This is a genomic window from Halomonas sp. AOP7-E1-9 (assembly GCF_052376035.1).
Taxonomy (GTDB): Bacteria; Pseudomonadota; Gammaproteobacteria; order Pseudomonadales; family Halomonadaceae; genus Vreelandella; species Vreelandella citrativorans.
This window is the reverse complement of record NZ_JBQSVC010000001.1, coordinates 272,582-285,290: the sequence shown is the minus strand read 5'-3', so window position 1 is coordinate 285,290 and position 12,709 is coordinate 272,582. Positions and strand designations below refer to the sequence as shown.

Below are 12,709 nucleotides of genomic sequence, written 5' to 3'. Positions count from 1 at the left end.
GCATGGAAGTTATTATTCTGTTTAGTGTTTTTCTGATACTTCTCGTGGTGGGCATGCCCATCGCGTTTGCGCTTGGTATCGCTTCTGTATCGTATCTATTGCTGGAGGGCATTTCGCTCACCATCGTACCCCAGCGTATGTACGCGGGTATCGACACCTTCGTTCTACTGTGTATTCCAGGCTTTGTGCTGGCCGGTAATCTAATGAATGTGGGCAATATCACCGAACATATCGTGCGCTTCTCCAACGCGCTGCTTGGCCATATTCGCGGCGGGCTAGGCCTTGCCAACGTAGGCGGCTCGATGATTTTTGGTGGTATTTCCGGTACCGCTGTGGCGGACTCGGCGAGTATCGGCTCGGTGATGATTCCGGGCATGGCGCGCTCGGGCTACGACAAGCCCTTTGCCGCCGCGGTGACGGCCGCCTCGTCAACCATCGGGCCGATTATTCCGCCTAGCGTGCCGATGATTATCGCAGGCTCATTAAGCGGTATCTCCGTAGGCCGGATGTTTTTGGCTGGTGCGGTGCCCGGCCTTTTAATGGGTCTGGCCATGATGGTCACGGTGTACATTCTGGCCGTTCGTCGAGGCTACCCCAAAGAGAAGCGCGTGCCGGTCCTGCAGCTTCTGCGCGAAGCGAAAACAGCCTTCTGGGCGCTTTTGATGACCGTGATTATTCTTTACGGCATCATCGGCGGCTTCTTTACGCCCACTGAAGCCTCGATTGTGGCCAGTCTTTACGCCTTGGTGGTAGGCATGTATGTCTACAAGGGGCTTACCTGGCGCAAACTGCCGGGCATTCTGGTCGATACTGTTTTGACCTCGTCAGCGCTTTTGTTGATGGTGGGCCTGGCTAACCTGTTCGGCTGGATTCTGACCAGCGAGCAGATTCCTCAGATGATCGCCACGCTGATTCTTTCCATCAGTGAAAACCCGCTGATCGTGCTGCTGATTCTCAACCTGATCCTGCTGTTTGTCGGCGCCTTCATGGAAACCATCGCCGCGCTGATCATTCTATTCCCGGCCCTCGTAGGCGTGGCCACCGGTGTGGGTGTGGACCCAGTGCACTTTGCCGTCATTGCCGTGCTTAACCTGATGATTGGCCTGACCACGCCGCCGGTCGGGGTGTGTCTGTTTGTCGTCGCTGGCATCGGTAAGCTGCCCATGCTTTCGGTAGCGCGTGCGATTGTACCTTTCCTGCTATGCAACCTGGCAGTACTGATGCTGGTGACCTACGTACCGGCTATTTCACTCTGGCTGCCTAATCTGCTGATGGGGAGTAACTAGGCATGTCCATGAAACGTATTAATGCAGCGCCGCCATCCGGCCATATCAGCATTGTCCATCTTGGCTTGGGCGCGTTTCACCGTGCTCACCAAGCGGTTTATCTTGAGCGCTATCGCCAGCGCACAGGCGATGGCGAGTGGGGCGTATGTAGCGCCAATTTACGCTCGAGTGTTGACCTGGTAGATAGCCTGCGCAAGGCGGGTTACCACTATCAGGTGGCGGAATATGCCGACAGCCAGACGCTGACGCTACGCGAGATCGGCGTGATTGAAGAAACGCTGTTTTCCGGCCGCGATGCGTCGGGCAACTGGGGGCGGGATAGAGACGCGCTGCTTGAGCGGCTGGCGGCGCCAGCGACGCGTATTGTCACGCTGACCGTGACGGAAAAAGGGTATTTCCTGAACCCGACCAGCGGTGAGCTGCGCCTGGATGACCCCATGGTAGCGGGCGATATCGCCTCACCTAGCGAGCCGCGGACCGCTCCTGGCTTACTGGTTGAAGCGCTGGCTCGGCGGCACGCCGCGGGCGTGGCACCGTTTACCGTGCTTTCGTGCGATAACATGCCACACAACGGTCAGCGTACTCGTAAAGCCGTGGTTAAGCTTGCCCAGCAGCGTAGTGCTGAACTTGCCGAGTGGATTGATGCGGAAGTGGCGTTTCCAAGCTCCATGGTCGACCGCATTGTGCCAGCGATGACCGACGCTGACTTTGAGCGCTTAGCTACCTTGGGCGTTGCTGATCCTAATGCCGTGGTGGGTGAGGCATTCTCGCAGTGGGTGGTAGAGGACAACTTCCCCACCGGGCGGCCAAGCTGGGAGGCCGACGGCGTAGAAATGGTCGCCGATGTTGCCCCGTTTGAAACCATGAAGCTGCGAATGTTGAACGGTAGCCATTCTCTGCTGGCCTATCTGGGTGCTTTGGAAGGTGTTGAAACGGTGTATGACGGCATCAACCAACCGGCACTGCGCGCGCTGCTGCGCCGCTACATGCTGGAAGAAGCCGCACCGACGCTTAATATGCCCGAAGGCACTGACCTTGCGGCGTACGCTGATTCGCTACTTTCACGCTTTACCAATGACAGCTTGCGCCACCGTTTGCAGCAGATCGCCATGGACGGCAGCCAGAAGCTGCCCCAGCGCTGGCTGAGCGGCGCTCTTGAGCGTATTCAAGTGGGTCAGGCATCGCCTTGCACTGCATTAGGAATGGCTGGGTGGATTCGTTATACCGATGGCCAAGAGCTAAACGGCAAGCTTTATACCGTTGATGATCCCATGGCAAAGCAGTTTGCTGAGCTACATCAGACTCACGGTGGCCAGCCGGTCGCGTTGGTAAACGCATTTTTAGCCATGGACGAAGTGGTACCGCCCGCGTTGGCAACACATCAGCCGTTTGTCGACGACGTAGTAGCGGCCTATCGCGCCTTAACGCAAGATGGGTTAAATGCCGCGTTAGCAGCGCTAGGCATCGAAGGATAGGGAGTTATTTATGGAGCATACCTGGCGCTGGTTCGGCCCTAACGATGCGATACGTCTTGAAGAAATTCGCCAGGCCGGTGCGACCGGCATTGTGACGGCACTGCATGAAATACCTAATCACCAAGTGTGGCCGGTCGAGGCTATTCAAGCGCGCAAGAACCTGATTGAGACCGCCGGGCTTCGCTGGTCGGTGGTTGAGAGTGTGCCGGTCCATGAAGCGATAAAGCAGGGCCTGCCCGAGCGCGATGCGTTGATTGCTACGTACTGCCAAACGCTACGTAATTTGGCAGCTTGCGGTATCGACACCGTTTGTTACAACTTTATGCCGGTGCTCGACTGGACGCGAACCGATCTCGTCCATGCACTGCCGGATGGTGCGCTGGCGCTGCGCTTTGATCACACCGCGTTTGCGGCGTTTGATCTCTATATTCTTAAGCGGCCAGGGGCCGAGGCTGAGTATAGCGAAGCGGATAAGAGTATGGCCCAACGCTACCTTGAGACGCTTGATCAGACCGCCCGCGACAAGCTGGTGACGACACTGATCGCCGGGCTGCCTGGGGCGGAAGAGCACTATACGCTGGAACAGTTTCGGGATGTACTGGCGGAGTATGCCGAGATTGATGCGCAAAAGCTGCGCGAAAATCTTGGCTGCTTTTTACAGGCGATTATTCCGGTGGCTGAAGAAGTCGGCATTCGTATGGCGATCCACCCGGATGACCCACCCCGGTCGCTTCTGGGCTTGCCGCGAGTGGTGTCAACTCATGAGGATGCACAGTGGGTGGTGGATCATGTGCCCAGCCCGGCCAATGGCCTAACGTTTTGCACCGGCTCTTATGGTGTTCGTGAAGACAACGACCTGGTTGCCATGGCTCGCCACTTTGCCCCGCATATTCACTTTATCCACCTGCGTGCCACAAAGCGCGAGGCTGACCCACGTTCATTCCACGAAGCACCGCACCTGGAAGGTAACGTTGATATGGTCGGCGTTATTCAGGCACTGGTCGAAGAGGAGCGTCGCCGTGAAAAAGAGGGCGGGGCGCGTTTGCCATTACGCCCCGACCATGGCCACCATATTCTTGACGATCAACAGCGTAAAACCGCGCCGGGCTACCCGCTTTATGGCCGTATGCGCGGGCTTGCCGAACTGCGCGGTATTGAGCTTGCGGTACGCCAGTTGATGGATTAAATAGCTATCTGAAGCGTGCTGAAAAGTAGCCCACCCTGAATCGGGACCTCAAAGAACCTCACTGCTTAAGCAGCCGTGGGGTTCTTTTTGTCGGTGCACTCGTGTGTCGGTAATTATCTAAGCGACTAAACGGGCAATCACGCTAGGCAATTCATTGGCATGCTGAATGCTAACGGCGCCTTCGGGCGTGCTCTCTTCATCAGGAAAGTGGTTAATATGGATAACGTGCATACCTGCAGCCAACCCGGCTTCTACGCCTACGGCCGCATCGTCGATCACAATGCACTGCTCGGGCGCGTAGCCCATTGCCGCCGCCGCCTTGCGGTAAAGCTCGGGGTCGGGTTTCCAGACATTCAGGGTATAAGCACTGAATAAATTCCCTTTAAAATGGTGGCCTAAACCAGTGCTTTCCATGGCACAGCGGATCTTGCGCTCGGGGCCGTTAGATACCACGGCTTTGGCGTAGCTGCTTAATTGATCAAGCGCATCTGGAATGCCAGCGATGGGTTCAAGCTCTGCCCGCATGCGGGCTTCCATGCGTGTCCGCATACCGGCTTCAAGCGTCGCCGCTTGGTCTTCTGAGAGGGGCTGAAAACGCGCTTCTAACGTATTGACTATCGTGTGAAAGCGTACTCCACGAAACTCTTCCATATACTGACGCGCAGAGAACGGTAGGCCGAACTCCGGAAGAATGTCGCCCATTACCTCTGCAAGGAGTACTTCGCTGTCTACCAGCGTACCATCGCTGTCAAACAGTAGGCAGTAATCGGCGGTCATTGCGCTGGGCGTTGCTCTGGGCATAGCAGGGCTCATTGGCGTACGTCCTCGTTAACCAGGTTAATGGGAGGCTTGCCCTGTAGGGCCAAGCGAATATTATCCACGGCGCGCTGAGCCATTGCCTGGCGAGTCTCATGTGTTGCGGACCCAATATGGGGCAGGGCAACGACGTTGGCCATGTTAAGTAAAGGGGAGGTGGCTGGCAGCGGTTCCTGCTCGAAGACATCCAGACCCGCTGCTTTAATGGTGCCTTTCTCAAGTGCGTCAATCAGCGCTGATTCATCGACGACTTTACCGCGGGCAATGTTGATGAAAATACCTGAGGACTTCATGCGTGCAAACTCGTCGGCACCGATTAGGTGCTTGGTCTCTGCGGTTAGCGGGACGGTCACACAGACAAAGTCTGCTTTTTCCAATAGTTCGTTAAGCTCACAGCGCTTGGCGCCTAGCTCTTTTTCGCGTTCAGGTTTGGGAGACGCGTTGGAGTAGAGAATCGACATGCCAAAGCCGAGCGCACCGCGCCGGGCAACCGCTTGGCCGATGCGTCCAAAACCTATCATGCCCAGCGTTTTTCCGTGTACGTCGTTACCAAAGTGATCAGGGCCAAGGCTGGCTTTCCAGTTGCCCGCTTTCACCCATTCGGCAAGTTCTGTTACCCGGCGTGCTGAGGCCATCACCAGCGCAAAACCGGTATCAGCGGTCGTTTCAGTGAGCACATCAGGCGTGTTGCACAGCATAATGCCACGCTTGGTTAACTCATCCACGGGGATGCTGTCGTAACCCACCGAAATTGTCGAAATAACTTCAAGCGCGGGCGCCGCATCCAGTAATTCAGGTGTGATGGGCAGTCCTGAGCCGATAATACCGTGTGCCTTCGATAGTATGTCGAGCACATCTTGCTGAGTGGGATCAAGTGGCCCTGAGTGCTCAATAAGCTCAAAGTGTTGCGCTAGCGTTTCTTTTAGTGGATCGCCAAGTCGTCCAGTCACAATGATACTTTTTTTCATGCTATCTCCTCGTGTTGTGATTGTTACATGTGACCTTAGTGCTCAAGTTGTTCCAGCTTGTCCCTGGTGGGCAAACCTTCCATATCACCGACGACTTGTACGGCCTGGGCGCCGACCAGATTGCCACGTTTAAGCGCATCACGAGCAGTTAGGCCATCCAGCAGTGCGCTGATCGCACCGACCGCGAAGCCATCGCCAGCCCCTACGGTATCAACAACGTTGGCGACCGGCTGGCCGGGCACGTTGATGCTTTCCAAAGAGCCTCCCAGCGTGCCGCGATAATAGCTGCCCTCTGGCCCCAGCTTGATGATAACGGCCTTGGCACCGCGCTCAAGGTAGAAGTCGGCAATCGCTTCGGGCGATTCGCAGCCGGTCAAAAGCCGCCCTTCGGAAAGTCCCGGTAGCACCCAGTCAGCAAGACTTGCCAGCTCATTTAAGGTATCACGCATGACAGCTTCGCTGGGCCAAAGTGATGGGCGTAAATTGGGGTCGAAGGAAATGCTGGCGCCGCTTTGGCGTGCCTGCTGCATCAAGTGGCGGGTTAATTCCAGGGCGCTTTTAGAAAGCGCAGGGGTAATGCCGGTAGCATGCAGATGAGTGAGCGACTGAAAATCGATGGAAGCGGCATCTTCAATGCTTAAGTGGCTGGCGGCACTGCCGCGCCTGAAGTACTCAACCCGTGGGTCGGCACCGTTTTCTGCGCGCTCTTTGAACATCAGCCCGGTGGGGTGGTGTTCATCAAGATGAATATACCGGTCGTCAACTCCTTCAGCTTTTAAGGCCTGCTGAATAAACCTGCCCTGGCTGTCGGTGCCCACTCGGCTCAACCAGCCAACGTGAAAACCCAGGCGCGAGAGGCCGATGGCGACGTTATTGTCGGCGCCTGCTAAACGGCGATGAAAGCTTTCGACTTCTGCTAGATCACCCGGTGTATTCGCCACCAGCATGGCCATGGCTTCGCCAAAAGTCAGTATCCGTGGGGAGGAGAGCGTTGTATTTGCCATCAGGATATTCTCTTTTTAAGGGTGTTAAGGATTTGGCTAAAGCGTTGTACTGCCGCGGATCTGTAAACGTGGCGCATGGCGGTAGCATACGGGCGATGCCTGTGCTGAGCCGTTAAGCTGGTTGAGCAGGCAACTGACGGCAGCATGGCCGATATCATCGGTAGGCTGGGCCAGGGTGGTGATGCCTGGCGTTATCAGCTCACACCAATCCAGTTCGTCAATTCCCATTAAACCGGTAGGACCTGGTGTGATCCCCAACTGTTGAAAACTGCGTGTCATAGCGAGCGTGACGTTACCGTTAGCGCATAAAACAGCGCCTGGAGATGAGGCAGTGTGCTGGGTAAAGTTGGCTAGCGTTTCAATGTGAGGCGCTGAATTGTCCAGTATTAGCGTCTGACTTTTGATCCCTAAGCTCTCTGCTTGCTGGTTAAAGCGCTGTAGCCGTTCCTGGCGGGTACTGGCATGTGCAGGCGACTCACTGACATAGAGAAGGGAGCGATACCCTTGTTGCACGAGATGATTCAGTGCCATATCAATCGCTAGCGCGTTATCAAGCCCGATCACATCAACGTCAAGTTGGTGAACTTCGCGGTCAAGTAGCACGAGGGGGACACCGCTATGCATGAGTGCCTGTAACTGAGCTTCAGGCTGCCCGGTAGCATTAATCATCAAGCCTTCTACCTGATACGACGTCAGCAGGCGCAGGTGCTGCTGTTCTCGTTCTGGGTCGTTATCGGTATTGCAGACGATTAATGAATAACCGTGAGTCCGAGCCGCTTGCTCTATGCCGTGGACAACTGCCACTGAGAACGGATTGCGGATATCGGCCACCAGTACGCCCAGTAGGCGCGAGCCGCCTCCCTTGAGACCGCGTGCCATTAAATTAGGCTGGTAGCCCAGCGTCGTGGCGGCGTTGGCAATGCGCGCTTGAAGGCTGGGCGTTAGCCGTTCGCGCTCCGGGCCGAAAAAGCGCGATACGCTGGTTTTAGACGTGCCCGCCAGCTTAGCGACTTCAATAAGTGTGGCGCGCACAGAGGCAGGGGGCATGTTGGCTATCCATTAAACAGTAAAATGGGAACGTTCCCAATCGGCTCCAACATAGTGAGTTTTGAGTTTAAAGGCAATACGCCTTAAGGCTCAGTAGAAGAGTCGGCGAAAACACATGGTTAAGAAAAATTAAGTGGACGGCCTCTGCTAGGCTGTAGAGACAAGCATAATAGGCGAACGTAATGCAGTCCCACGAGTACCAACAATATGATGCCACCGGCCTTGCCGAACTGATCCGCCGCCGGGAGGTGAGTCGCGCAGACGTTCTGGAGGCTGCCTTTAAGGCGATTGAAGCACTAAATCCTGCCCTAAAAGCGGTCGTTAGAACGCGATTTGAGAAAGCCCGGCGTGAGAGCGAGGAGATCGCCGATGACGCGCTCTTTGGTGGAGTGCCCACCTTAAGTAAAGATCTGTTGATGGGGTTGGCCGGTGAACCCTTGGCCTCCGGATGTGCTGCGTTAACTCAGTGGCGCCCTAAAGAGGATTCGCCGATTATCCAGCGCGCAAAAGCTGCGGGTTTGGTCGTTATTGGGCAAACAGCCACGCCTGAATTGGGATTGATGGGAATTACCGAGCCTAAAGCCTTTCCGCACCCTGTTAACCCGTGGCGGAAGGGGTATTCACCCGGTGGCTCCAGCGGCGGTGCAGCCGTGGCAGTGGCTAGCGGAATTGTGCCGTTGGCGTTGGCCGGGGACGGTGGTGGCTCCATCCGTATTCCTGCCAGCTACTGTGGGCTTTTTGGCTTTAAACCTACGCGTGGGCGGATGCCGCTTGACCCAAACCATGGGGAAGTGTGGCAGGGGGCGGTCATTGAGCATGCGTTGACGCGCAGCGTACGAGATAGTGCGGCGCTGTTGGAGAAGGTGAACGGTATGGCGCCTTCCGGCCCGTACCCAGTGCGCGCTGAAACCGGCTTCGTAACGGCATTAGCGTCCTCGCCTAAGCGATTACGTATTGCGGTATCGCTGGGCGAGCCTTTAAGCCGTGGCTTGGGCACGCAGTTAAGCTCGGAAGTAAAAACAGCGGTTAATAAAGCTGCCGCCGCGCTAACGGAAATGGGCCATGAGGTGGAGTGGTGCGAGCCGGCGGTGGATGGTGAAGCCCTGGCAGATAGCTACCTGACGCTTTACCTTGGCCACTTGGCGGCGGACCTTAGCTGGATTAGCCAACAAACCGGCGTACCCATGCACCGCTTGGCGATTGAACCCTCTACACGTGCTATCGGCCGGTTGGGAAGCAAGCTGTTAGCGCAGGATTACGAGCTGGCGAAACGCCATTGGCACGTTGCCGCTGAACAGATGAGCCGTTTTCATCAACGCTTTGATGCGCTGGTGATGCCGGTCACCGCAGATACCGCCCCTGAAATTGGCGAGCTCTATCCATCCGCGGCACGTGAACGCTTAATGTCTGTGCTGGCCATTCCTGGGGCATCATCGCTGGCGCTAAAGGCAGGCTTGTTAAAGAGGCTGGCGGTGGACGCCCTTGGCCGCACGCCGTTCACCCAATTAGCCAATCTGACCGGCCAGCCCGCCATGTCAGTGCCTTTGCATATGGCCGCCAATGGCCTACCGGTAGGCGTGCAAATAGTCGGGCGGTTTGGTGAAGATAAACAGCTCTTACAGCTAGCTGCGGCATTGGAACGGTACGATGCCTGGCAGCATCAATTACCGCTGCAAGCGTTCCGCTCTTAGGCAGGGTAAACTACGCGGCTTTACTATGCCGCTTGGCCTTATGCATGCATCCAACCTATGAATTAAACGACGCTGGAGACCGCTACTTTGACGGTCTGGTCGACAAGTTTTCACGCTCGCTTTACCAAGCGCCTCGCGGCGAGCTGCGCTTGGCGATGCTGGATTACTTGCTGCCGCAAATGCTTGAACTAACTCAGCAGCCCGTACTGGATGTCGGCGGCGGGTTAGGCCAGCAGGCGGCGTGGTTTGCCGAACGCCAGCACCCGGTCACCATGGCCGAGCCCTCGCTGGATATGCTTACGTATGCCAAACATTGGCACAGTGAAGCTAAGCGGCTGTCTGGCGAGGCGATGACCTACGTGCATGCCCCGCTTCAGGATTTAGGCCAGCAAGCTCCTGGCCCCTGGCCGTTGATTACCTGCCATGCGGTGCTTGAGTGGTTGGGCGACCCGCGCTCAGCGATGGCAAGCCTGGCAAGCCTGCTCGCGCCCGGCGGGCAGTTGAGCCTGATGGTGTTTAACCGCGATGCACTGCGCTTTTCCAACGCGGTGAAAGGCAATTTGGAAAAGGCGCTAAGTGATCGTTTGGAAGGCATGGGCAAGCGGCAGCGCTTAACGCCTATTTCGCCGGTCACCCACGCTGAGATGGTGGCATGGGGGGCGGAAAACAGTCTTGAAGTGGCAAGCGTTGCGGGTATCCGTGTATTTCAGGACTACCTACGCCTGCCTCCCGCCAGCGATAAAGAGCGTGAAACGCTGCTGGCGCTCGAAAAGAAGTACTGCCAACAAGACCCGCACTGGCGGCTGGGTCGTTATTTACTCTACACGTTGATTAAACCGGAGACTTCCCAATGAGTGCCCAATCACCTGCCTGCCAACTGCTGGAACGTCAACAGGATGACTACACGGCACTTATGGTCGTAGCGCCACCGGTTGATGCTTGGTTAATCGCGCAATCCGCAGGCGTTATCAGCGGTGATCTTGGTGTGCTAAGCGAGTGGCAAGCGGTAGGCAAGCAGGTCTATAGCCCCTTCGCGCTGCCTGAAAATGCCGTTACCCACGGCGAGATAGTGTTGTTCTGGCCTAAAGCGCATCAGCTAGGCATTTGGTGGCTTGAGTGGCTATGCAGCGTGCTACCCACGGGCACGGCCATTGAAATTATCGGTGAGCACAGTGGCGGCGTGAAACGCGTGCCTAACGTACTCGCAGAGCGGGGGATGATGTGTGACAAGCGCGATAACGCGCGGCGCTGTTCACTCTTTGCCACACGCACCATCGCGCTTGAGAATACCCTGGAAGACGCTTGGCAGCGCTTTGATGCTTTGGGCTTAACGCTGGTTAGTCATCCCGGCGTTTTTGGTCATGGCAAGGTAGATGAAGGCACGCTGCTACTATTGGACAGCCTGGAAAAAGAGCTGCCTAAAGCGCCTCAACGTATTCTCGATATGGGCTGTGGCGATGGCATTATTAGCGCTTGGCTTGCCAAACGTGGCCATGCGGTAACCGCCGTGGATGTCAGCGCTTTTGCTGTAGAGGCAGCGCATCGCACGCTAGAGGCTAATCAGGTTAATGGGCACGCTTTGCAAAGCGATGTATATAGCGCATTGGAAAGTGAAACCTACGATTTTATTATTAGTAACCCGCCGTTTCATCAAGAGCGAGACGTAAGCTATGGGCCCAGCCAACGCTTGATTCGCCAAGCGCCCAAGCATCTTGCTAACCGTGGGCGTCTCATCATCGTCGCCAATGTGTTCTTGCCTTATCCGGACCTTCTCACCGAGGCTTTTGGCAGCTTTGAAACGCTTGCTGATAATCGGCGGTTTCGGGTCTACCGTAGCCAGCGTAGCTGACACTATTTCCTCACACTAACCATATTCAACTACCGACGCATCCCCATTTCACGGCTATGATGCTGATAGGCATTGGGCACTTTAATGAACGTTGTGCGAGGTAGCGACGATGGTTAAAAGCAGTAGAAGCATCGTGATATTGGGAAGTGCAGTTGTGCTAGGTGGATTGCTGGCGCTGGGGTTGGTAGGAGGTGGCAGCTATATCAAGCAGGCGGCCGACGTGTGGCAGCAGTCTTCGCGCAATGTCACCGTGCGTGGTTTGGCCGAGCGCGAGGTGGCGGCCGACTTGGTGCTATGGCCGTTTAACTACAGCGTGAGCGCTAATAGCTTAAGCGACCTGGAGCAGCAGCTTTCCAATAATGACCAGGCGATTCGTCGCTTTTTGGAGTCTCAGGGATTTGAACCCGGGCATATCAGCACAACACCCCCCAGAATTACCGACCAGTTTAGTAATCTCTATGGCGGGCAGCGCCCTGATGAGCGTTACCGCGCTGAGGCCACGTTACTGCTGCGTTCGCCAGATGTAGAGGGCGTGATGCAGGCGATGCCAGGGACCTCGTCGCTGGTACGTCAAGGGGTTTTGCTCTCGCCAAGTTACGAGTACCAAACCGAGTTTCTATTTACCGGCTTGGAGGCGATCAAGCCTGAGATGATTGCCGAGGCGACGGCTGACGCGCGTAATGCCGCCCAGCAGTTTGCAGAAGACTCCGGGAGTCAGGTAGGGCAGATCCGCCAGGCAACCCAAGGCTATTTCTCGATTGATGATTTGGACAGCTATACTCCGCATATCAAGCGTGTCCGAGTGGTGACGACTATCGACTATGCCTTAAAAGATTAGGAAGCCCCGTGCACTAAAGCGAGGCATAGCGGATCGCAGTAACGGTGTAGAACACCTTCCCATTCGGAGTAAGCACTTCTACATCGTCATCGACCCCTTTGCCGAGAAGTGCCTTGGCCATGGGCGCATCAATACTGATCCAGCGCTTTTGGGTATCGATTTCGTCGTGTCCTACAATCCGTATGCTAAGCGCTTCGCCATCTTCATCCTCCAGCTCGACAAATGCCCCAAAAAATATCTTGTTGGTGTCTGCGGGTAGTCGATCAACCACCTGCAGCTCATCCAGACGTAGGGTCAAATAGCGAATCCGCGCAATCACACGGTTCAGCTCTTTCTTGTTGTAAGTGTAATCAGCGTTTTCACTACGGTCGCCAAGCGCAGCGGCTTCACCTACTTTTGTTGAGAGTGCGGGGCGTTTGACTCTGGATAAGTGATCCAAAATTCCGCGTAAACGCGCGGCGCCCTCGGCGGTAATCAAATTGCTTTTGGGTGCCTGACGCGGATCTTTTGCCGGATCGCGCCAGCGGGTCATGTTACGACCTTTCATTA

12 protein-coding genes are annotated in these 12,709 nt (G+C 56.0%); 7 read left to right on the top strand and 5 right to left on the bottom strand.

Features of this window, described 5'->3' with window-relative positions; translation table 11 throughout:
* Positions 1 to 2 precede the first annotated feature (2 nt).
* From ACT3R4_RS01350 to uxuA, 3 genes are read left to right on the top strand one after another with little or no spacing between them, the layout of a single operon-like run.
* Positions 3 to 1,286: a TRAP transporter large permease gene (locus ACT3R4_RS01350; RefSeq protein WP_192526273.1), complete on the top strand. Its 1,284-nt coding sequence runs from the start codon at positions 3 to 5 to the stop codon at positions 1,284 to 1,286.
* A 2-nt stretch (positions 1,287 to 1,288) separates the two neighbouring features.
* On the top strand, positions 1,289 to 2,761 hold the full coding sequence (locus tag ACT3R4_RS01345; RefSeq protein ID WP_441676987.1) for a mannitol dehydrogenase family protein: 1,473 nt from the start codon (positions 1,289 to 1,291) through the stop codon (positions 2,759 to 2,761).
* 10 nt (positions 2,762 to 2,771) lie between these two features.
* The gene (gene uxuA, locus ACT3R4_RS01340; RefSeq protein WP_193053856.1) at positions 2,772 to 3,947 is read left to right on the top strand and encodes a mannonate dehydratase; all 1,176 of its coding nucleotides are present in this window, start codon (positions 2,772 to 2,774) and stop codon (positions 3,945 to 3,947) included.
* A 117-nt stretch (positions 3,948 to 4,064) separates the two neighbouring features.
* Here the strand turns inward: uxuA and ACT3R4_RS01335 are convergent, their stop codons facing one another.
* Genes ACT3R4_RS01335 through ACT3R4_RS01320 form a run of 4 tightly spaced genes read right to left on the bottom strand, consistent with a single transcriptional unit; the run spans position 4,065 to position 7,782 of the window.
* A complete protein-coding gene (locus tag ACT3R4_RS01335; RefSeq protein WP_225733645.1) occupies positions 4,065 to 4,760 on the bottom strand; it encodes an HAD family hydrolase in 696 nt (231 codons plus the stop codon).
* Complete coding sequence (locus ACT3R4_RS01330; RefSeq protein ID WP_192526276.1) at positions 4,757 to 5,731, bottom strand: 2-hydroxyacid dehydrogenase; 975 nt, start codon at positions 5,729 to 5,731, stop codon at positions 4,757 to 4,759. Before ACT3R4_RS01330 ends, ACT3R4_RS01335 begins: the two co-directional genes overlap by 4 nt.
* A gap of 35 nt (positions 5,732 to 5,766) precedes the next feature.
* Positions 5,767 to 6,735, bottom strand: a complete 969-nt coding sequence (locus ACT3R4_RS01325; protein ID WP_441676989.1) for a sugar kinase — start codon at positions 6,733 to 6,735, stop codon at positions 5,767 to 5,769.
* A gap of 36 nt (positions 6,736 to 6,771) precedes the next feature.
* Complete coding sequence (locus tag ACT3R4_RS01320; protein ID WP_192526278.1) at positions 6,772 to 7,782, bottom strand: LacI family DNA-binding transcriptional regulator; 1,011 nt, start codon at positions 7,780 to 7,782, stop codon at positions 6,772 to 6,774.
* A gap of 182 nt (positions 7,783 to 7,964) precedes the next feature.
* Here ACT3R4_RS01320 and ACT3R4_RS01315 point away from each other — a divergent pair, with 182 nt between their 5' ends.
* The 4 genes from ACT3R4_RS01315 to ACT3R4_RS01300 all read left to right on the top strand — a co-directional run bounded on the left by ACT3R4_RS01315 (position 7,965) and on the right by ACT3R4_RS01300 (position 12,160).
* Positions 7,965 to 9,473, top strand: a complete 1,509-nt coding sequence (locus ACT3R4_RS01315; protein WP_192526279.1) for an amidase — start codon at positions 7,965 to 7,967, stop codon at positions 9,471 to 9,473.
* Between the two features lie 44 nt (positions 9,474 to 9,517).
* A complete protein-coding gene (locus tag ACT3R4_RS01310) occupies positions 9,518 to 10,327 on the top strand; it encodes a methyltransferase domain-containing protein (protein WP_192526280.1) in 810 nt (269 codons plus the stop codon).
* The gene (locus ACT3R4_RS01305) at positions 10,324 to 11,322 is read left to right on the top strand and encodes a methyltransferase (RefSeq protein WP_192526281.1); all 999 of its coding nucleotides are present in this window, start codon (positions 10,324 to 10,326) and stop codon (positions 11,320 to 11,322) included. Before ACT3R4_RS01310 ends, ACT3R4_RS01305 begins: the two co-directional genes overlap by 4 nt.
* A 109-nt stretch (positions 11,323 to 11,431) precedes the next feature.
* The gene (locus tag ACT3R4_RS01300; RefSeq protein WP_192526282.1) at positions 11,432 to 12,160 is read left to right on the top strand and encodes an SIMPL domain-containing protein; all 729 of its coding nucleotides are present in this window, start codon (positions 11,432 to 11,434) and stop codon (positions 12,158 to 12,160) included.
* 13 nt (positions 12,161 to 12,173) lie between these two features.
* On the opposite strand, the gene greB is transcribed toward ACT3R4_RS01300, so the two are convergent.
* The gene (gene greB, locus ACT3R4_RS01295; RefSeq protein WP_172116247.1) at positions 12,174 to 12,707 is read right to left on the bottom strand and encodes a transcription elongation factor GreB; all 534 of its coding nucleotides are present in this window, start codon (positions 12,705 to 12,707) and stop codon (positions 12,174 to 12,176) included.
* Positions 12,708 to 12,709: the final 2 nt, after the last annotated feature.